Origin of the sequence: Streptococcus sp. HMSC071D03 (assembly GCF_001812125.1) — a bacterium.
Classification (GTDB): domain Bacteria; phylum Bacillota; class Bacilli; order Lactobacillales; family Streptococcaceae; genus Streptococcus; species Streptococcus pseudopneumoniae_N.
In genome coordinates this window covers 2,178-21,914 of sequence record NZ_KV807817.1, presented here as the reverse complement: position 1 = coordinate 21,914, position 19,737 = coordinate 2,178, and the positions used below count along the sequence as shown (strand labels likewise).

Sequence of the window (19,737 nt, the reverse complement as noted above, 5' to 3'; positions counted from 1 at the left end):
AAAAGAAAATGAGGCAGACAAGGATTGAGGATATTGAACTTATCTAACTCATGGAAGCAAATCTTGGGAGGATATCCTATATCCAAAAGTTAATGGATAGAAAGGATTGTTGATGAGGATACTATTTGTGGTGGTTTGACCAATCACTACTAGCTCAGGTTAAACAAAATAGAAAAAGCAACAACTGAAATAGTTGTTGCTTCTTTATTTAGCTGGAACTTTTATTCCAGGTTTTATCGTTTATTTTTCAACTCGTGATTTGTTGGCGATATCAGCTAGGATAGTTGCTACAAACTCATCTACTGACACAGTGTTTGTTTCTTTTTGTCCATAGCGACGAACGTTGACAGTTCCATCTTCCATTTCCTTGTCACCAACGATCAATTGGTAAGGAATCTTGCTAGTTTGTGATGCACGGATCTTGAACTGCATTTTTTCATTGCGCTCATCCACGTCTGCACGGACACCACGGTCACGGAGCTTCTTAGCCACTTCCCAAGCGTAGTCCACATGTTTCTCGTTAGAAACTGGGATAAGGGTTACTTGGTGTGGTGCTAGCCATGTTGGGAAGGCACCTTTGTAGTTCTCAATCAAGATAGCTGTGAAGCGTTCCATAGTTGAGATAACCCCACGGTGAATCATAACTGGACGGTGTTCTTCACCATCAGCTCCGATATATTTAAGGTCGAAGCGTTCTGGGAGCAAGAAGTCAAGCTGGATAGTAGAGAGGGTTTCTTCTTTTCCAAGAGCTGTCTTAACTTGGATATCCAATTTTGGTCCGTAGAAGGCTGCTTCCCCTTCAGCTTCAAAGTAGTCAAGTCCCATGTCATCCATAGCTGATTTCAACATACGTTGAGCATTTTCCCACATTTCATCATTATCAAAATATTTGTGAGTATCTTGAGGATCACGATATGATAAACGGAAACGATAGTCAGTCAAGTTGAAATCTTCGTAAACATCGATAATCAATTGAAGCGTACGTTGGAACTCATCTTTAATTTGTTCAGGTGTTACGAAAGTGTGACCGTCATTAAGTGACATTTCACGTACACGTTGAAGCCCTGTGAGAGCACCAGATTTTTCATAGCGGTGCATCATACCGATTTCAGCAATACGGATTGGCAATTCACGGTAAGAGTGAACGTGGTGTTTAAAGACTTCGATATGGTGAGGACAGTTCATTGGACGAAGAACGAATTCTTCCCCGTCTCCCATATCCATAGTAGGGAACATATCTTCACGGTAGTGATCCCAGTGCCCAGAAGTCTTGTAAAGTTCTACTGAGGCAATTGGTGGAGTGTAGACGTGTTGGTAACCAGCAGCGATTTCCTTGTCGACGATGTAGCGTTCCAATTCACGACGGATAGTGGCACCATTTGGCAACCAGAATGGAAGACCTTGACCAACTTCTTGAGAAATCATAAAGAGATCCAATTCTTTACCAAGTTTACGGTGGTCACGTTCTTTGGCTTCTTCACGCATTTGAAGGTAGTTTTTCAAGTCTTTCTTGTCGAACCAAGCTGTACCATAGATCCGTTGCATCATAGCGTTGTCGCTATTTCCACGCCAGTAAGCACCAGCTACGTTGAGAAGGTGGAAGATTTGGATGCGGCCTGTTGATGGGACGTGAGGGCCACGGCAAAGGTCTACATATTCACCTTGACGATAGATAGTCAAACCACCTTCGTCTTCTGAGTGTTCTTCGATCAATTCTAACTTGTATGGATCGTTTTTGAAAATTTCACGCGCTTCATCTTTAGTCACTTCCTCACGAATAGATGGGAAGTTTTCCTTAACGATTTTTTGCATTTCTTTTTCGATACGAGGAAGGTCTTCGTTAGAGATTTGACCAGCTTGGTTGTCTGTATCGTAGTAGAAACCATCTTCAATGGCTGGACCAACGCCCAAGTGAATATCTGGGAAGAGACGACGAGCTGCTTGTGCAAACAAGTGGGCTGCTGAGTGACGCAAGATTGGAAGGGCATCTTCGTGATCAGGTGTCACGATTTCGATGCTACCGTCTTCAGTGATAGCACGAGTAGTATCGATGAGTTTGCCGTTAAATTTACCAGCAAGAGCTTTTTTAGCTAGGGAATTGCTGATGGATTGAGCAATTTCAAAAGTTGTAACGCCAGATTCGAATTCACGAACAGCGCCATCTGGGAAAGTAATTTGAATCATGATTTTCTCCTTATATTAGTTATCAATTATTTCTATAGCAGAAGTGTTTCCCTATTTTGCAGTCTTAAATCAAGAAAAACAAAAAGCGACATCCTAAAAAGGACGTCGCAACGTGGTTCCACCTTCATTTATGTTCCTCAAAAAAGAGGGACACCTCTGATTGGCTCTAACGTGGCCACCGTTTTATGTTTTCATAAAAGTCAGTAGAGTAGTATCAGCTCAGACTTCCTATGCGTTCTCAGCAACCACGCACTCTCTGGTAGAAAGATTCTAAGCGACTTGTCTCTATGCATTATTATAGCATGATTGTGAGATTTTTCAAGGATTTTGTGAAAGTTTTTTCCTTTTCAGTTTTTGCACTAGATTCTTAATAGCGGCACCGACAGCCATACCCGCGAGGGCAAAGATTTCATAGGCTAGGAAGTAGAGAAGGATAAATTCTCCGAAAGTAATGATGGTAAAGCAAAAGAGCAAGCCAACTCCAATTAACCACCAAAATGAGAATTTGAAACGATAAGAGTAGAATAGTGATACTATGAAAGTCACCAGTGGAGAGAAGATAATAACGTTGCCGATGGTGAGCTCCTTCAAGATATAGTTTTCAGTAATAGTCCATAATAACAACTCGTAAAGTGGCCAATAAAAGAAAAATATGACCAGATAGTAGGGGAGATATTGCGAGAATTTACGCATGGTAATCACCTCACTTTTCAAGCTGTCTACTTAGATATCCTTTCTATAACTATTATAGCATATTTGTGGTATGGATAGTAAATCAGTTGACAAAGAACTTAGTTATTGGTAGAATAGAAATTGTCGTAAAGACAAATAACTTCTTCTTGGTTACAGGCATGCCAACCTGTCACTCGGATGAAGCCAAATAAAAAGGAGAAACATCATGGCAATCTCAAAAGAGAAAAAAAATGAAATCATTGCACAATATGCACGTCACGAAGGTGATACAGGTTCAGTAGAGGTTCAAGTTGCTGTCCTTACTTGGGAAATCAACCACCTTAACGAACACATCAAACAACACAAAAAAGACCACGCTACTTACCGTGGATTGATGAAGAAAATCGGTCGCCGTCGTAACTTGCTTGCATACTTGCGTAAAAACGACGTTAACCGTTACCGTGAGTTGATTAACTCTCTAGGACTTCGTCGCTAATCTTGCGTCTAAATCGTTTCTATACTTCGTTGGCTTCGGCTCGATGTACCATTAGTACAATCTTCGCCTCGTCGCCTAGTCTATAAACGGTTTATCCAGCAAGACTGGAGTTCTCTGATTTTCAGAGGGCTTTTTTATTGAGGTTTTATAGGTCACAATTTTGGAGACTACAAAAACCTCAAATGGTATCAGCTAATTATACCATAAAGGTGCGTGGCTACTCGGCTTGAAAAGCCGAGTAGCTGTCTGCAAGCCCCTTCGGAGAGCCGACACTTTACGAAGTAAAGTATAGTATGTTATACTTTACATGGAAGTAGTCACCGAATTTCAGTTAGAAATTACTTTGTAACTACGTTTTGAGGAGGAGTAAAATGCTTTCCTATGTTCGACATTACCCACTAGCGACAGCTAAATTAATGTGTCTGTGCTTTCCTAAAATCTGCTGATTTATTACTGACTAATACAGGAGGTTTTTTTATGGGACAGACAATCATATCTGCTATTGGTGTTTATATTTCCACCAGTATCGATTATTTAGTTATTTTAATTATTTTATTTGCACAGCTATCACAGAATAAACAAAAATGGCATATTTATGCGGGGCAATATCTAGGCACAGGCTTACTTGTAGGGGCGAGTTTAGTTGCTGCTTATGTCGTTAATTTCGTGCCTGAAGAATGGATGGTTGGATTGCTTGGTTTAATCCCTATCTATTTAGGGATTCGCTTTGCAATTGTTGGAGAAGGTGAGGAAGAAGAGGAAGAAATTATTGAAAGATTAGAACAAAGCAAGGCAAATCAACTGTTTTGGACAGTTACATTGCTGACAATTGCGTCTGGCGGAGATAATTTAGGTATCTATATACCTTATTTTGCTTCGTTAGATTGGTCACAGACCCTCGTGGCCTTGCTTGTGTTTGTAATCGGCATAATTATCTTATGCGAGGTTAGTCGGGTGTTATCCTCTATTCCGTTAATATTCGAGACAATTGAAAAATACGAGCGAATCATTGTGCCCTTAGTATTCATTCTACTTGGACTATACATCATGTATGAAAATGGCACGATAGAGACTTTTCTGATCGTGTAGATTTTTTTGTTTCACTAGGATTTTAGCCCGAGCTCAAATCAGCTCTCTGACTTCAGAGGGCTTTTTTGTGTGATTTTTTCTAGTCTTGTTCCTGATTTAGAAATGTGGTATACTAATTATGAAAATTGTCTAAAATTTTAATTTTTGTTAAAGGAGGGTTTCATGCTTTCCAAATCTTCTGGAAGCCATCAAAACCTGCGATATGTTTTTCTCCTATCTCTGTTGCTCGGAACTTTGGGAGTTTCTCTATTTTTGGCTGTTTCTATGGGTTCAGTTCAAATTAGCTTGAGTGATACTTATCGGATTATTTTGAGTAAGATGGGGGCCCCTCTGGATATAGGAGACCTTTCGAAGTCTACACTTGCTATTGTTTGGAATATGAGATTACCACGGGTTTTTCTTGGTTTGATAGTTGGTGCAGGCCTTTCCATGTGTGGTAGCGTTATGCAGTCAACAGTTAACAATCCAATCGCAGAGCCCTATGTGTTAGGAATTTCAGCTGGGGCAACCTTTGGAGCAACTTTGAGTATTATTCTTGGATTTAAAGTTTTGATTGGTCTAGGTTCTTTCCTTGGAGCGCTTGTGGCAACAGTTGCAGTTCTACTCATCGCATCCATGCAAGGCAGAATGACAACTTCTAGCTTAATCTTATCAGGAACGGTCGTGAATGCACTATTTTTGGCTTTTTCAAACTTTATTATCTCTATTGGTGCCAATGCTGATAGCGTTATGACCATCAAGTTTTGGACCATGGGTTCCTTAGCGGGGACCTCCTGGGCTCACTTAACTTTGCCAACAGTAGTAGTAGGAATAGCTTTCTTATTTTTCTCTACCCAATATCGTGTTTTTAATGCCATGATGATGGGAGATGAGGCGGCTTTGACCTTGGGAATTCCCTTGCGTTTTTACTGGTATCTCTATGTGACGATTGTGGCTATAATGACAGCAATCTTGGTATCGACCTGTGGGATTATTGGTTTTGTTGGCCTTATCACACCTCATCTAGCCCGAAGTTTGGTTGGGACAAATTACAGAAGGCTATTTCCGATAGCTACTTTACTAGGTGCCCTCTTTGTCGTTTGGGCAGATGTTCTTGCCCGTGTCTTGATTCAGAATGCTGAACTTCCGATTGGTATCTTCACAGCCTTAGTAGGTGCACCTTTCTTTATCTACATGGTTGGAAGTAGACGAAGGGAGGTGAGGGTCTGATATGGACTTAATGTGTCAGGATATTCACTTTGGAATCGGAGAGAAAAAAATTCTTAAAGGAATCTCACTTAAACTTGAGGGCAACCAATTTCATACTATTTTAGGACCAAATGGCAGTGGGAAGACTAGCTTGTTGAAACTCCTCTATCGACAGGAAAAGCCTGATCAGGGCTTGATTTCTCTAGATGGAAAGCCACTGGAACAATTGAGCGTCAAGGAAACGGCAAAGCAGATGGCAGTCGTCACACAGTTTAATCAGTTACAATTTGATTGTACGGTTGAGGAAATTGTCATGCTGGGCAGAACACCCCATCTCTCTTTCTTACAAAAGGAAAAAGACAGTGATTTTGCTCTGGTTGAGAATGCTCTGGTCAAGGTAGATATGCTCGAAAAGAGAAATCGCCTCTACTCTTCTTTGTCAGGAGGAGAGAAGCAGCGGGTTTTGTTGGCACGTGCCTTGGCACAAGAACCGACTCTCCTGCTCTTAGACGAACCAACCAATCATTTAGATATCAAGTACCAGCTAGACTTGTTAACCATTGTCAAACATCTCAATATCAATGTACTAGCAGTATTACATGATATTCAGCTAGCTTGTCGCTATTCAGACTATCTCTACCTAATGAAAGAAGGAGAGATTGTTTACCAAGGGACTCCAAAAGAGACCATCACACCCGAGTCTTTGCGAGCTGTCTATGACGTCCAAAGTCAGATTACTTGGACAGAAGATCAGCAGGCCATGATTCACTATTTATAAAAAATGAAAAGGAAAACAAAACATGAAAAAATCACTTAGTATATTGCTCCTAACAGTAGCTACCTTAACTTTAGCAGCTTGTGGAAATAGTGCAACAGAAAAAGCTACCACACAATCAAGCACAGAGACAAGTCAAAAGGCTAGTACAGAAACCAGCTATCCTGTAACCATCAAAACTTATGACGCTAAAGGAAATGAAGTCGAACAAGTCTTTGAAAAGACACCTGAAAAGGTCATCACCAACAACCTTTCAACAACTGAAATCCTACTTGAACTCGGTTTGAAGGATAAAATTGCCGGTATGCTCAATCCTGATAATGCCGTAACTGGTAAATACAAGGAAGCAATTGAAGCCATCCCTCATATTGGTGATAAAAAATCAGTCTCACAAGAAACAGTTCTTTCTTATGAACCAGATGCCTTGATGGGCCGCAACATGATGTTTTCTGAAAAGTCGATGGGAACTATCAGTGCTTGGAATGAAAATAAAATACCTGTTTATACGTAAAAAGCTTCACTTTCAACTATCCAACAGGATTTGGGCAATATCGTAGAAGATGTGAAGAATCTTGGTACCATTTTCAATGTCCAAGACAAGGCTAACCAATACGCAGAGCAATTACAAGCTAAAATCGATGCGGTTAAAAAAGCTAACCCAGAAACACAGGGTGAAAAGAAAAAAGCTTTGATTATGGTTGCTTATAATGACGAAACCTTTGGTGCTTACAAGTCAGCCCTTCAGGAAAGCTTGCTCAACCAACTTGGTTACACAAATGTCGCAACAGGAACATCTGGTTTGACCTTGGAAAACTTAGTATCAATGGATCCAGAGTTGATTATCTATGTAACTAGTGACCGCAATCAAAAGTTAGATGAAAAAGCAGTGGATTTGATGAAGGCAAATGCTGTTTTGGAAAATGTACCAGCAATCAAGAATCAAAAAATCATGACTATCTCTTACGATGAGTTGATGGATTACGGTCCTGCAGTGATTGATTCCCTTGAAAAGATCAATGACTTTATCAAGAAATAAGGAGTTTAACTGGGAAGGGATTCAGGTAAGGGTCAGCCTTCCTTCAACCTATGACTCTAAACAAGCCTACCCAGTTGTACTTTTAAATGATGGACAATTGGACTATTTGTCAGACCTATCCCAATCTGTGATTTTGGTGGGCTTGATTCCAGAAAATCGTCTCGATGACTTTACACCCTGGCAGTCTAAGTCTTTGAAAGAAGGGGCCCCAGATTTTGGTGGGAAGGTAGATGCATACCATCAGAAGCTCTTTCAAGAGATTCTAGCAACTCTGCAAAAGGACTACTTGATTGATGAAAGTCGAATTGCCTATGGTGGCTATTCACTGGGTGGGCTTGCTGCTGTCTATAGTCTCTATAGTAGTTATCTTCCTGCGACCTGTATCTTTTCTATCTGTGGTTCCTTCTGGTATCCAGACTTTACAGATTTTTGCAGGGAACATGACTTGATGCAGAGCCAAAGCCTTATTTATCTACAAAATGGTCAGACAGAAGGTGCTAATCATTCCAACCGTCTGTCTAAGGCTCCTATTTTTGCTAGAAACATTCATGATCTGATTTCAGAAGCAGTTCCCTCAACTTATTCTACTTTTGATGCTTATGGGCATCATGAAGCTCTTGAGCAACGCTATCATCATTTTTGTGATTGGCTGAGAGAAGAGTGGAAGCTTACGTGAAAATCTAATACTCTTTGTTTAGGATGGACAGAGAGTATTTTTCTTGTCTTTATTCGGGTAGATTTTGAATTTACTGAAATTTCCGTGGGTTTATCTAAATCGAAAGTTTAACTGTAATGCATCAAAATGTGGTATAATGAGTAGATAGATAGAATCGAGGATATTATGTCATTTACGAAATTTAAGTTTAAAAAATATATAGAAGAAGCTTTGGAGGAGTTGAAGTTTACGACTCCTACAGAGGTGCAGGATAAGTTGATTCCCATTGTCTTGGCAGGTCGTGACTTGGTTGGTGAATCAAAAACAGGTTCAGGGAAAACTCATACCTTCTTGCTTCCAATTTTCCAACAGTTGGATGAAGAGAGCGACAGCGTGCAGGCAGTTATCACAGCTCCAAGTCGTGAGTTAGCAACACAGATTTATCAAGCAGCTCGTCAGATCGCATCACATTCAGATGTTGAGATTCGTGTTGTTAACTATGTTGGTGGTACAGACAAGGCCCGTCAGATTGACAAATTAGCAAGTAATCAACCACATATCGTAATCGGAACTCCAGGTCGTATCTATGATTTGGTAAAATCAGGCGATTTGGCTATCCACAAGGCTAAGACCTTTGTAGTCGATGAAGCTGACATGACCTTGGATATGGGATTCCTAGAGACGGTTGATAAGATTGCAGGAAGTCTTCCAAAAGATTTGCAGTTTATGGTCTTTTCAGCGACTATCCCACAAAAACTTCAACCATTCTTGAAAAAATACTTGTCTAATCCAGTTATGGAAAAAATCAAGACCAAAACAGTTATCTCAGATACCATTGATAACTGGTTGATTTCGACTAAAGGTCGTGATAAGAATGCCCAGATTTATGAATTGACTCAAGTCATGCAACCTTATCTAGCCATGATTTTTGTCAATACTAAGACGCGGGCAGATGAATTGCATACATACTTAACAGCCCAAGGTTTGAAGGTGGCAAAGATCCATGGGGATATTGCTCCTCGTGAACGCAAACGGATCATGAATCAGGTAAAAAATCTTGATTTTGAATATATTGTAGCAACTGACCTGGCTGCGCGTGGGATTGATATTGAAGGTGTCAGCCATGTTATTAACGATGCCATTCCTCAAGACTTGTCCTTCTTTGTTCACCGTGTTGGACGAACTGGACGTAATGGTCTGCCAGGTACAGCCATTACCCTTTACCAGCCTAGTGACGACTCAGATATTCGTGAGTTGGAAAAACTAGGAATCAAGTTTACTCCTAAGATGGTTAAAGATGGAGAGTTCCAAGATACTTATGACCGTGACCGCCGTGCTAATCGTGAGAAGAAACAGGAAAAACTGGACATCGAAATGATTGGCTTGGTTAAAAAGAAAAAGAAAAAAGTCAAACCAGGTTATAAGAAAAAAATCCAGTGGGCCGTCGATGAAAAACGCCGTAAAACCAAGCGAGTAGAAGGTCGTGCTCGCGGACGTGCAGAGCGAAAAGCCAAACGCCAAACATTTTAAAAATAAGACAGTAGAACCAAGTCGGTTTTACTGTTTTTTTATAGTTCAACACCAGGATTGTCAGAATTCATTAGTATATGATATTGTGGAAATGATAATTTAATCTGAACATTCTTTTAATTTTCTGAAGTTTATAATATACTTAAATTAAAAGTAGATTGTAGGAGAAGTTAAATGAAAGATTTTAAAGATTTTATTGCTGGGATTGGTGAAATAAATGTTATTGCTTATTTGATATATATCTGTAGCGGTCTCGCTCCTCTCTTTCATATATTGATCATCGGGTCAGAATTGAGTACTGGAAAAGTAGTGGTGCGTGATAATAATATCAGAAAGAGTAGATTTAATGGTAATCAGCATAGCATTAAATTGCGGTAAATAGATAAGTGAATTCTATTTTTCTAACTAATTATATAACAGTAAATGAATTGATTTTACTGTTATTTTAATTTATAATTATAATAGGTCAAATTTTCAGTTTTTGTTTAGAAGTATATCTAATACAAAACATAAAACTATGTAATATTGTATTAAGTTATTGGAGGATGCATTGATGCCAAGAAAAGGAGTGACTGTTTACGATTTATTGATTTCTTGCCCCGGAGATGTTAATGATTATCTTGAGTTAATTAAAGAAGCTGTTGATAATTTTAATAAACTTTATGGTAGTTTGAATAATATACAAGTATCAGTCAAGCATTGGTCAACGGATAGTTTTCCTGAGTCGGGTGATAAACCACAGGAATTATTAAATAAGCAAATTGTTAGGGACTGTGATGCAGCTGTTGCTATATTTTGGACAAGATTTGGTACTGCAACAGATAGGTATGGTTCTGGAACGGAAGAAGAAATTGAGGAGATGTTATTAGCAAAAAAACAAGTTTTTATGTATTTTCTAGATATTCCTATAACTCCTTCAGAAATAAATGAGGAGCAATTTACTGCTGTAAAAAATTTCAAAGAAAGATATAAGGATAGAGGAATATTTTTTACAGTTAAGGACAAAAGTGAATTTAAACGTCAGTTTACAAATCATTTAACATTATATTTTTTAAATTTAGTTAATGAAAAAGAAACTTTTCAAAATGAACAATTAAAACCTCTTTTAACGATAAGAGATAAGAATACATCTTCCGACGAATGTTCTGTTCCTATAAAATTTAATTTACTAGAGTCAAAATTTTTAAATGAAAACTACAAGAAAATTATTGACCATATTGAAGAATTAAATAAAACTGTTATTTCTGAGGTTCCAACTAAAGTAGATAATAATACTAAAAAGTTAACTCTTTCTCTAAATGAAGAAGATAACGTTAATTTTCTGTCTAAAATAGCTGATGATGTGACTATTAGTGATGATTTTAAAAAACTCACAAACGATTTTGCAATCAAAGAGGAAATCAAACTACATGAGAATTTCTGGTGTTTAGGAAATTTGAAGAAACATAAATTTCAAATGCCAACGCCTTTCGGAAAAAGTGCGCCTTCGTATATTGGAACCGATGAAGAAAGGAACCGATTTTCTTTATTAAAAAAATTATACTGGGAAATAAAATCATTCAATGAATACACAGAATATTTTACATTCATGGATAACATTGAATGTATAGAGTTAATGGTTTCTAATACAGGTAAGACATATGATGAAGATATTGATATTAAACTAATTGTACCTAAAGGTTGTCTTTTGAAACAACATGACTTATTGTATCCAGGAGAAAATATAATAGAGGAGATACAGGAAATTAAAATAGAAGAAATGCTATTTAAAATTGAAGAAACTGATACTGTTTGCGCATATGATTATCCTCAGCAACCCTTATTACGGTCAGAAGAAATAAATGTTTCTCCACTTCTAACATATAATAGAACATCTAGTTATGAAAGCCAAAAAAACTATTATAAAGATTCATTAAACGATATATTTATATACAGATATTTTGATAAACCAGAATCTGATATTTTAAGATTTGATATTGAGTATTTGAAACATAACACTTCAATGGCATTTCCTTCTAAACTATTATTTAAAAATATTCCTAGAACAATTGAATATGAAATAACATCGAAGTTTACACCAGATATGGTGAAAGGAAAAATAAATCTAAAATCCGATTAATTTGCTAAAAAAGTAGGAAGTTTTATAATAAATATATAAATAAGAACATGGTTTAATGAGGTTGATATGAATCAGAACAAAGAGTTAAGTTGTGAATTTGAGTATAAAAATGATTTATACCGAGTTTACGAATTAGATGAAGATGATAGTGATTATGTCAGAATTGTTAGTGAGTCTAAGAAAGGTATGTATATAGAAAGTACCAAAAATGTTAAAAGGATATTGGGTTTAGATAGTGAAAAATAGTTTTTTCGTTGTAAAATGTTGCCAAAGTAAAACAAAAAGCCTTAGAAACATTGATTTCTAGGCTTTTTTAACTTATTTACTCTACTCCCACTCAATGGTTGCAGTCGCCTCAAAAAGCTTTATAGAACAGGCTTTTTAAGGTGTTAATTGTTTTTTGGTGGGGTTTTTGGTGGGAATGTTATTTTGAAATTGATTGATTCCCGTTGAAATGTACTAAGCTAGAAGATGGGAAAGAAACATTAATAATTCCGACCATTTCATTAGTGATAGCTTCATCAGCGCCATCCCATAGATGCGAGTAGTGTTTCAAGGTGATTTCAGGAGAAGAGTGTCCTAAACGTTTTGATAGAATAAGTACATCAGCATTTAATTCATTAATTAGCAGCGATGCATGGCTGTGCCTGAGACCTTTCGCTTGGATAGGCTTTACGTGAGCAATCTTGGCGTACCTTTTAATAATCCTTGAGATTGTAGATTTCAACATAGGTAAGCCATCGTATGAAAAGATAAAATCGTTCTCGTGTCCTAGTCCAATCTTTTTTTGAGCTTCACGCCATTTTTTTAACACATCAATAGTATCTTTATCTAAACTAATCATCCTTCTTCCGTCTTTAGTTTTCGAATAGGAATTACGTGTCCATTCTTTTTTGTTTTTAACAATAAGCATATGATGAACTCGTAGGCGTTGCTTATCAAAGTCAACATCATTCCATTGAAGGGCACAACCTTCATTTACACGTACGCCAGTCATGAAATATACCCAAATCATCACGAAGTTTAAATGTTCATATACATCTTCAATGTAAATTTTCGAAATAACAGCTTCAAATTCGCTCTTAGTCCAATATGGGACATTACTTTTTCCTTTAGGAATTGCATTAGATTGCTTAGAAATGTTTTTTTCCACATATCCCATTTGCAAAGCATAGTCCAATGATTTCCTAAACATGCCAAAGATGAGGCTAGCATATCCTTGTGAATATCCGGCACCATCCTCATCTTGACTAGTCAGTAACCACGTGCGAAACATCTGAACTTGTTCAAGGGTTATCGAACGAAGCATGGTGTCACCAAAACGATCACAAAGCTGTAAAAGATTTTTCTCTCGCACTGAAAATGTACTGTGCTCAACTGTTGTTCTATAGTATGGAATATAATGGTCTTCCATAAATTGCCGATATTTCATACGGTAGTTAGAATAACCTTGAGATTGATGATATTCATGTTTCAGGCGAGTTAATTCTTTATAAGCATCTGAGGCCGATTTAAATGGTTTTCCATGCTGATCTACCCTAGATTTCTTTCGTACACGTTTCCCAGTAACTCTATCTCGACCAAATTCGGTTTGAAGAAAATATTTTCCGTCTTTATCAGAATATACTCCAGGAAATTTTGTTTTCTGTTGATATTGTGGCATTATCCCTCCTCGTGAAGTGAAACACCCAGAATTTCTTCAACAGCACTGATTGGGACGTGCCCTAAACGTCTATTATTATAAAAGGCATACCCCTTTTGTACCATAATTTGCTTAGCTTGTCTAATGATTGAAACCGCAGTATAGGGATTGTAACCCATATTAATCAAATCCTCTTTATTCATTGTTTGTTTCATAATTAATAATCCTCTTGAATTTTCTAAATTTTATTGCGATAATAGAAAAAGGTAATAGATATTATTACTGTTATTTTTTGAGTTTGTTTCTGATACCGGCCAAAGTTTAGAAACAAGCTCTTTTTTGTTCTAAAAAATTCACACATATCTATTTCCTTTCTCAAATAATCAAACGAAAACTGTGTACATATAAATACATGTTTGTTGTTGTATCAAGGTTTACAGCCATAAATGTAAAAAAATTATTATTTAATTTGCTTTATTTTTTATTAATATCTAAATCTACATCAGGGAATTCTTTTAAAACATGGTTTCTAATTTTATTCTTTTGATTTCGAGTATTAGATCTTATAGTTTTATTTAAAATTTTATTTCTATAATCTAATGAATAATCTTTTAAAACATGCTTAAATGTATGAGTCGACTTAGCATCTTTATGACATCCTAAACCTTTTTCTTTAGCAACTTCTAGTGATTCATAAAATAGTTTAAATATATCTCGAACGTGCCAAGTAATCATTAATCCGGTCTCGTTTTTTTCAAAATATTTTTTTTCACTATTTTGGAAGGAGTCTATTATTGTTCTTTTGGTTCTACCTTTATTTTTGAAAGGAGCAATATTCGACAATGCTATAATTTCTTCGTCTAACACCAAAGGAGACAAAAATCTAAGAGAATGATTATTTACTTGATTTAAAAGTTCTTTAATATAACTTTTAGGACCGTATTTGTTATAAACATCTTGAATCACTTTTTTAGTTTTTGCACTTGATTCTTCAATTAACTTTATGTACACATTTATTGTTGAATGAAGTTTTGTTTCCAAATATTCTATCAATTGTGCATCATTCAGTAAATCTAAAGAATTGGTTCCCAAAAATTTTTTAATTTTATTTTTCTTTAATACTAGTTCAAATCTTTGGACATTAATATTATCTAGTTTTGAACCATTTCTTCTGATTTGTCCTTTTCTTTTTGCTTTTTCAATTTTATCGTAAGTAACGGTTAATTCTTCATTACTAATCTTACAACTCAAAATTGGATAGTCATAGTTGTTCTTTTTACTTTTCTCATTTCCAAAATTTGGAGGGTATCCTGATGAAAGACATTTGTGTAGAAAACTTCTGAGCTGTAAGTTTGGAGTTTTATCAAAGGCAATTGTATAAGCAAGTTCCATTTCGAGAAAGAGGGCAGTCGAGTAAGTAATCAAAATACCGTAATTATTTTTAATAAAATCGATTGCGTTTGCTAATCTACTTTTAATCCCCTCAATACCAGCCGTTTCGATATTTAACCCCCCATGAATTAATTCAATGTAACAGTACGATGTTTTAAAATTTGATTCATCAAAAGAAATAGTGATTTTCCCGAAAAATTCTGATTTAATATCTAAACTAAGCAACTTTCCATCTATAGATGTCTTTAAGTTACAAGTACTATCATATTTTAAATTCTTTATTTCTTTACACTCTAAAGAAAAATCCTGTAGGGATAATTTACATTTATCTATTCCAGCAAAACAAGGCATTGATGAGAAAGCCTCTAGTATCTTTTTTTCATTCTCAATTTTTACTTCTAAACGTTTTTGTTCTTCTTCCTGTGTTAATTTTCTTCTAGCCATTCGATTAAATTCCTTTCACATAGTATTTTGATAAAGTATGTTGTTTGGGGTAAGATTAAAAATTTTTTCTTTTTATACCCCCTATTCTTTAGTATGCCAGGAACTTGTTCAAAAACCCTTTTTTTTTCAAAAAAAATAATGAAAAAATGAAAAAAATTTTTTTAAAACAAAAGAACTTAATGTTTGATTGTTTGAAAAACGCGTAGTGATAATGGTTTGAAGAAAGAAGTAGGTTCTTATCTACTTTATTTTTCATTTAGATTAAGAATAAAGATGTGAAAAAAATGATTTTAGATTTGATACACTTAAAACATTACAAAGTAAGTTTATTAGTTTGCTTGTGCGATTAACTTATATGCATACGATTTTTGAAATTCTTCTGGTCGATTGTGTCCGAGAGCACGCGATACAATTAAGCTGGCCTTTCGATCCAGGACGACTCCCCTTAATTCTCCTCTTAGAAAAATTTTTTCTTTTTTATCTTTGATATCTTTGGGATCTCTCGCGACAAGAAGATAAAGACGTTTTGCGTATTCAGCACGATATTTATGAGGTTTTAAAGCAGATGGAACTTGAAACACACGCTTTTTACCAGCTAGCTTAAACTCCTCAACAAGCCTCTCTAATTCTTCTTTGTCTCGTGTGATAATCGGAACCCAACGATCTCTAGCTCCTTTTGTTTTATGCTTTTTACCAATGATTTTAAGATAATATCGGCCATCCTCACGTTGGTAGAGTGAGTCACCAGTAATTGCTTTTAGCTCATTTTTTCGTAGTCCAGTGGCAGATACGATTGAAAACCATCGATTATTCGTTTCTTCAGACATTCTATCGTCATTAGATTTTAAGCGATTATTTTTTTTGTTGGCTCGATATCGAATATCTGTTGCAATAAAAGCAGTAGAAGATATTCCTAAAACTTTCGCCAATGCTGCTTTATAGGTTGACTGAGTAGGAGCAGAAAGCCCTGATTTTTTACAATGTTCTAAATATTGATTTACCAAGTCAATCCATCCCTCTTTATCGTTAGATTTATCAAGAGCTTCTAACTCTTCGGCAGTAGCTGTTGTAGCAACAAAGGAAGCAAATCGGCTCCAGGAACCAGCGTAGTTATGAAGAGTTCGGTCGGTATGGATTAAATGAATGTCCTCTCCCGTTTTTTTGGATTCATTTCGCTTGATACCCTTTCCTTTTTTAAAGCGCGTGACTAGATTAGTTAGTCCTTTTGATTGGACGAATTGTTTACGGCCTTCGAAAGTAGTTAGAGAACCCATCTGTTGTTTCTTAGCTTTCTCTTTGGCTTTTCGTCGATCAGCACGACTACGTCTCTTCTTTGCCATAGTTCTTTCCTTTCTATTATAGATAATGTGCTTTTAAAGAAGGTCTTAAGAAAATTCTTAAGGTCTTTTTTAATTCAAGTTGAAGTAGTGCAGTGACTTAAGCTTATATTCACTGATGTAGTATCTTCCCTGTGCTGAGGGCGCTTCTTAATTTATGGCTAAGAAGATAACCAGGCCATTTTACAACATGACAAGTTGACTCAATTCAAATAAAATGTAGAGTTCCACCTTACAGATAAAAATCTGTTGTTTTTTCTTTTTACTCTTTTTCAGGTTTAAATGCTTTGAATTTAGCAACTGAGTTAAGCTAGTTTTTTGTATTCTATTTTTAGACTTTTATTATTTACTTTCGTTCTTATACTTTTATACTTTCCTTTGTTATGATCAAAAAATTTTTTTACTGCTATTGACATTACTTTTATTATCTATACATTTATTTTTTTAGTTAGTGAAATACAAAAATTGGTTCTTTCTTAACTCAGCTTAAACCTGCTATTTCCACGATAGCTACCTCCTTTTAAATATTAAAAAAAACGTAGCTATTTAGTTACGTCTCTACTTAATCAATCTTTAGATATCTATAGTATGCCATAAATTGATACTTCTAAAAAACAAATTTTTTCTTTTTTGTGTTATACGGTTTTATTTCGGACTGAGTGTTTAGCGTGACTTACACATACGTTTCTGTCAACGCTAAACACACAGATAATTAGAAGCACAAAAAAATGGGGAATGTGAGAAAGAAATAAGTCTACAAAAGATTCAATAAGCAAAACAATACATTTATCTTTTTTAAAACTTTTATTTTTATTATTATAAAAAAATGGCATACTCTAATTATAATAACATTTAAGGAGGAAACAACTATGTTTCTTAAAAATTATACCATCATTAGTCATATTCTCTATAAAAATCGTCGAGAATTCGAAAACACATTTGATTGCTATCCTAAAAAGACAGTGTATGAGTTCTATATTAGGGAGTCTGCAGGAGAAATGAAAATTAGACAAAAAGAACATAATGCAATTCATGTTAGCTTGTATTCTAATAAAAAAAGAAGTTACGTTACACTTTACTTAAGAAGTTTTACGCCAGAGGATTTGGTGGCGATTATGAATTCTTTAATCAAGCAGAAGAAAGAACTTGGATATGAAAGATTAATTTTATTACTTTCAGAACTCACAAATGATCAATCTTTAAGTTTACTGATGAAGTTATCCTAAAATGAAATAAACACACTGGGATGAGTATCTCAGTGTGTTTTTGTGATAAAATATAGTAGATTAATAAATGAAAAGTACATATTTTTATAAATGATAAATTGCAAGAATAAGTGCAACATATACTTGAACTCATCCTCTAGAGCTTCACAAGCAGTTCTGTAAGCTAAACATTTTCGTGGTCGGTGATTGATATCATATAAGGCCTTGTTCAAAGCCTCATCAGAGATAGTGGCTAAATCTGTTTTCTTTGGGAAATATTCTCTTGGTAAGCCATTTGCGTTTTCATTGCTTCCTCTCTGCCAGGATGAATAGGCGTCCGCAAAGAAAAAGGAAATTCCTAAGTTCTCCACCAGAGGATAGCAGGCAAACTCTTTTCCCCTGTCTGAAGTGAAGGTTTTAAGAGCCTCTTTTGGAAATAGCCTACAAAGTTGTTCGATAGCTGAAAACATGGCTTTGGCTATATCACTGCTTTTTCGGAGCCAATTCAGGAAATCCTATACGACTTGCAAATGCTGGAGTCGGTCAAACCTGTGGTGCAAAGTTTTCAAGCAATTGTCAGCCGTCCGTCCGCTGTTCAGGCACCTCAGATGTCTTTCGAGACCCTGATGCTAAACCATATCACCAAGCGACTGGGGGAGTCTAGCTTGACTATTCCCCACGTTGAAATTCGCAAGGGGGACAAGATTGCCCTCATCGGCGAAAATGGTTCTGGAAAGAGTAGTCTGCTCAATATTTTAAACGGGACTGACCGAGATTTTCAAGGTGAAATCTCACTTGATCATCTCCCTGTTCATCAACTCTGGGGAAAATTTGGTATGATTTTGCAACAGGAGCACACCTTTATCTCATCTTATGAAAATAATGTCACTATTTTCAAGACTTTTGAGGCTAATTTTAGGGATGAAAAGTTTGAAAAGATACCACCCCAGTCCCTGTCAGGTGGTCAGCAACAGCACATGTATCTCAATCGGGAGAAAAATCGTCATAGTCCGCTAATTATCATGGATGAGCCTTTTTCTGCTTTGGATGCCAGCCAATTTCAAAAGGAATTAGACAAGGTACTTAGCTTATCAAGTGCTGTCGTCCTTACACTTCACCGTCAAGAAAAGATGCTATCACGCTTTGATCAGATTTGGGAAATCAAGGATAGGGAGTTGGTTGTCGTGAAAAGAGTTCTAAAACATGACTAACATAAGTTTTTCACAAGTTCAAAAGAGTTTTCATAAGAATAAGATTTTGGCTATTCCTGATTTTCATCATCTATTATCTAGTCATGATAAAACTGATCATACGCTTTCAACACATTTCGGTTTTTTTGGGGGTATAAATACCGTGCGCTTGTTTTACTCAGGCCTCGTTTTTCCCGTGGTAAGCTCGGTGAATTTGAGACAATTATTTGATAGTATTATAAAAAATTAAGGATCTTTTTTCAATGTAGAGTCCTTTTTCTATTGTGATACTTTTTCAAGATTTATCTGGTATGCTTGACCTAGTTTTTATAGAAAGAAGGTCTAAGATGTTAAATAAAGTCAAAACTAAAGCCTTAATTAGTGTTGGAGCAGTAGCCGCAACTAGCTTTATTCTCATGATGGGATATACTGTTGGTCAACATTCCACTGCTAAACAAAGTCGCAAAGAAATCGAATTGACTGCAGCTAAACTTGTAGAGGACAAACAAGCAGAAGATAAAGCCAGAATTTTGTCATCGGATACTGTAAAAGAATTTTTGACACAGTACTATACGAAAGAAAAGCTCGGAGAAAATAATACACGCATTCAACCTTATATGACTGAATCAGCTTATTCTCAAGAATTGACAAGTCAAAACGATGCCATGAACCAAGTGTATAAGGACTATATTTTGGATTATCATTTTGAAAAAGCTGATATCTTTGTCAATCAGACTACGAATCAAGCCATTGCCATGGTCTCTTATAATGTAACCTATGTAT

At 36.0% G+C, this 19,737-nt stretch carries 17 protein-coding genes and 3 pseudogenes; 13 read left to right on the top strand and 7 right to left on the bottom strand.

Going from position 1 to position 19,737, the window contains the following annotated elements; translation table 11 throughout:
- Positions 1-240 precede the first annotated feature (240 nt).
- Positions 241-2,184, bottom strand: coding sequence for a threonine--tRNA ligase (thrS, locus tag HMPREF2837_RS09875; RefSeq protein WP_075230913.1), 1,944 nt, complete (start codon positions 2,182-2,184; stop codon positions 241-243).
- Between the two features lie 318 nt (positions 2,185-2,502).
- Complete coding sequence (locus tag HMPREF2837_RS09870; protein WP_075230912.1) at positions 2,503-2,877, bottom strand: hypothetical protein; 375 nt, start codon at positions 2,875-2,877, stop codon at positions 2,503-2,505.
- Between the two features lie 205 nt (positions 2,878-3,082).
- Here HMPREF2837_RS09870 and rpsO point away from each other — a divergent pair, with 205 nt between their 5' ends.
- The 10 genes and pseudogenes from rpsO (at position 3,083) to HMPREF2837_RS09820 (ending at position 11,990) form a co-directional block, all read left to right on the top strand.
- Complete coding sequence (rpsO, locus tag HMPREF2837_RS09865; RefSeq protein ID WP_001018251.1) at positions 3,083-3,352, top strand: 30S ribosomal protein S15; 270 nt, start codon at positions 3,083-3,085, stop codon at positions 3,350-3,352.
- A gap of 477 nt (positions 3,353-3,829) precedes the next feature.
- A complete protein-coding gene (locus HMPREF2837_RS09860; protein WP_075230911.1) occupies positions 3,830-4,441 on the top strand; it encodes a CadD family cadmium resistance transporter in 612 nt (203 codons plus the stop codon).
- Between the two features lie 162 nt (positions 4,442-4,603).
- Positions 4,604-5,650, top strand: coding sequence for a FecCD family ABC transporter permease (locus tag HMPREF2837_RS09855; protein WP_075230910.1), 1,047 nt, complete (start codon positions 4,604-4,606; stop codon positions 5,648-5,650).
- 1 nt (position 5,651) lies between these two features.
- Positions 5,652-6,407, top strand: coding sequence for an ABC transporter ATP-binding protein (locus tag HMPREF2837_RS09850; protein ID WP_075230909.1), 756 nt, complete (start codon positions 5,652-5,654; stop codon positions 6,405-6,407).
- A 22-nt stretch (positions 6,408-6,429) separates the two neighbouring features.
- Positions 6,430-7,440: pseudogene (locus tag HMPREF2837_RS09845) on the top strand (ABC transporter substrate-binding protein).
- Complete coding sequence (locus HMPREF2837_RS09840; protein WP_075230908.1) at positions 7,421-8,116, top strand: alpha/beta hydrolase-fold protein; 696 nt, start codon at positions 7,421-7,423, stop codon at positions 8,114-8,116. The pseudogene HMPREF2837_RS09845 and the gene HMPREF2837_RS09840 overlap by 20 nt, the downstream one beginning before the upstream one ends.
- Positions 8,117-8,281: 165 nt before the next feature.
- Positions 8,282-9,625: a DEAD/DEAH box helicase gene (locus tag HMPREF2837_RS09835; protein ID WP_075230907.1), complete on the top strand. Its 1,344-nt coding sequence runs from the start codon at positions 8,282-8,284 to the stop codon at positions 9,623-9,625.
- A gap of 174 nt (positions 9,626-9,799) precedes the next feature.
- Positions 9,800-10,003: a hypothetical protein gene (locus HMPREF2837_RS09830; RefSeq protein ID WP_075230906.1), complete on the top strand. Its 204-nt coding sequence runs from the start codon at positions 9,800-9,802 to the stop codon at positions 10,001-10,003.
- Between the two features lie 175 nt (positions 10,004-10,178).
- Positions 10,179-11,744, top strand: a complete 1,566-nt coding sequence (locus HMPREF2837_RS09825; RefSeq protein WP_049549683.1) for a hypothetical protein — start codon at positions 10,179-10,181, stop codon at positions 11,742-11,744.
- A gap of 66 nt (positions 11,745-11,810) precedes the next feature.
- A complete protein-coding gene (locus HMPREF2837_RS09820; protein WP_049549684.1) occupies positions 11,811-11,990 on the top strand; it encodes a hypothetical protein in 180 nt (59 codons plus the stop codon).
- 178 nt (positions 11,991-12,168) lie between these two features.
- Here HMPREF2837_RS09820 and HMPREF2837_RS09815 read toward each other — a convergent pair whose 3' ends face one another.
- The 4 genes from HMPREF2837_RS09815 to HMPREF2837_RS09800 form a co-directional block, all read right to left on the bottom strand.
- Complete coding sequence (locus tag HMPREF2837_RS09815; RefSeq protein ID WP_007521706.1) at positions 12,169-13,407, bottom strand: tyrosine-type recombinase/integrase; 1,239 nt, start codon at positions 13,405-13,407, stop codon at positions 12,169-12,171.
- Complete coding sequence (locus HMPREF2837_RS09810; RefSeq protein ID WP_049473220.1) at positions 13,407-13,601, bottom strand: DUF3173 domain-containing protein; 195 nt, start codon at positions 13,599-13,601, stop codon at positions 13,407-13,409. The genes HMPREF2837_RS09815 and HMPREF2837_RS09810 overlap by 1 nt, the downstream gene beginning before the upstream one ends.
- Positions 13,602-13,860: 259 nt before the next feature.
- The gene (locus HMPREF2837_RS09805) at positions 13,861-15,222 is read right to left on the bottom strand and encodes a hypothetical protein (RefSeq protein ID WP_007521710.1); all 1,362 of its coding nucleotides are present in this window, start codon (positions 15,220-15,222) and stop codon (positions 13,861-13,863) included.
- 329 nt (positions 15,223-15,551) lie between these two features.
- On the bottom strand, positions 15,552-16,562 hold the full coding sequence (locus HMPREF2837_RS09800) for a site-specific integrase (protein WP_007521711.1): 1,011 nt from the start codon (positions 16,560-16,562) through the stop codon (positions 15,552-15,554).
- Between the two features lie 866 nt (positions 16,563-17,428).
- On the opposite strand from HMPREF2837_RS09800, the gene HMPREF2837_RS09795 reads away from it, so the two are divergent.
- The gene (locus HMPREF2837_RS09795; RefSeq protein WP_007521713.1) at positions 17,429-17,785 is read left to right on the top strand and encodes a hypothetical protein; all 357 of its coding nucleotides are present in this window, start codon (positions 17,429-17,431) and stop codon (positions 17,783-17,785) included.
- A gap of 122 nt (positions 17,786-17,907) precedes the next feature.
- Here HMPREF2837_RS09795 and HMPREF2837_RS09790 read toward each other — a convergent pair.
- Positions 17,908-18,243, bottom strand: a pseudogene (locus HMPREF2837_RS09790) (IS30 family transposase); the annotation flags it as partial.
- Here HMPREF2837_RS09790 and HMPREF2837_RS09785 point away from each other — a divergent pair.
- Together HMPREF2837_RS09785 and HMPREF2837_RS09775 are read left to right on the top strand one after the other, a co-directional pair.
- A pseudogene (locus tag HMPREF2837_RS09785) lies at positions 18,238-18,975 on the top strand (ATP-binding cassette domain-containing protein); the annotation flags it as partial. The pseudogenes HMPREF2837_RS09790 and HMPREF2837_RS09785 overlap by 6 nt on opposite strands.
- Positions 18,976-19,301: 326 nt before the next feature.
- Positions 19,302-19,737, top strand: a 436-nt coding sequence (locus tag HMPREF2837_RS09775) for a peptidylprolyl isomerase (RefSeq protein ID WP_075230905.1), incomplete at its 3' end; no start/stop codon positions are given.

Coding starts and splice junctions, on each gene's coding strand:
- HMPREF2837_RS09870 (WP_075230912.1), bottom strand. CDS start 2,877: ATGCGTAAATTCTCGCAATATCTCCCCTACTATCTGGTCATATTTTTC.
- HMPREF2837_RS09840 (WP_075230908.1), top strand. CDS start 7,421: ATGACTTTATCAAGAAATAAGGAGTTTAACTGGGAAGGGATTCAGGTA.
- HMPREF2837_RS09855 (WP_075230910.1), top strand. CDS start 4,604: ATGCTTTCCAAATCTTCTGGAAGCCATCAAAACCTGCGATATGTTTTT.
- HMPREF2837_RS09805 (WP_007521710.1), bottom strand. CDS start 15,222: ATGGCTAGAAGAAAATTAACACAGGAAGAAGAACAAAAACGTTTAGAA.
- HMPREF2837_RS09795 (WP_007521713.1), top strand. CDS start 17,429: ATGTTTCTTAAAAATTATACCATCATTAGTCATATTCTCTATAAAAAT.
- HMPREF2837_RS09815 (WP_007521706.1), bottom strand. CDS start 13,407: ATGCCACAATATCAACAGAAAACAAAATTTCCTGGAGTATATTCTGAT.
- HMPREF2837_RS09850 (WP_075230909.1), top strand. CDS start 5,652: ATGGACTTAATGTGTCAGGATATTCACTTTGGAATCGGAGAGAAAAAA.
- HMPREF2837_RS09825 (WP_049549683.1), top strand. CDS start 10,179: ATGCCAAGAAAAGGAGTGACTGTTTACGATTTATTGATTTCTTGCCCC.
- rpsO (WP_001018251.1), top strand. CDS start 3,083: ATGGCAATCTCAAAAGAGAAAAAAAATGAAATCATTGCACAATATGCA.
- HMPREF2837_RS09820 (WP_049549684.1), top strand. CDS start 11,811: ATGAATCAGAACAAAGAGTTAAGTTGTGAATTTGAGTATAAAAATGAT.
- HMPREF2837_RS09800 (WP_007521711.1), bottom strand. CDS start 16,562: ATGGCAAAGAAGAGACGTAGTCGTGCTGATCGACGAAAAGCCAAAGAG.
- HMPREF2837_RS09830 (WP_075230906.1), top strand. CDS start 9,800: ATGAAAGATTTTAAAGATTTTATTGCTGGGATTGGTGAAATAAATGTT.
- HMPREF2837_RS09810 (WP_049473220.1), bottom strand. CDS start 13,601: ATGAAACAAACAATGAATAAAGAGGATTTGATTAATATGGGTTACAAT.
- HMPREF2837_RS09835 (WP_075230907.1), top strand. CDS start 8,282: ATGTCATTTACGAAATTTAAGTTTAAAAAATATATAGAAGAAGCTTTG.
- thrS (WP_075230913.1), bottom strand. CDS start 2,184: ATGATTCAAATTACTTTCCCAGATGGCGCTGTTCGTGAATTCGAATCT.
- HMPREF2837_RS09860 (WP_075230911.1), top strand. CDS start 3,830: ATGGGACAGACAATCATATCTGCTATTGGTGTTTATATTTCCACCAGT.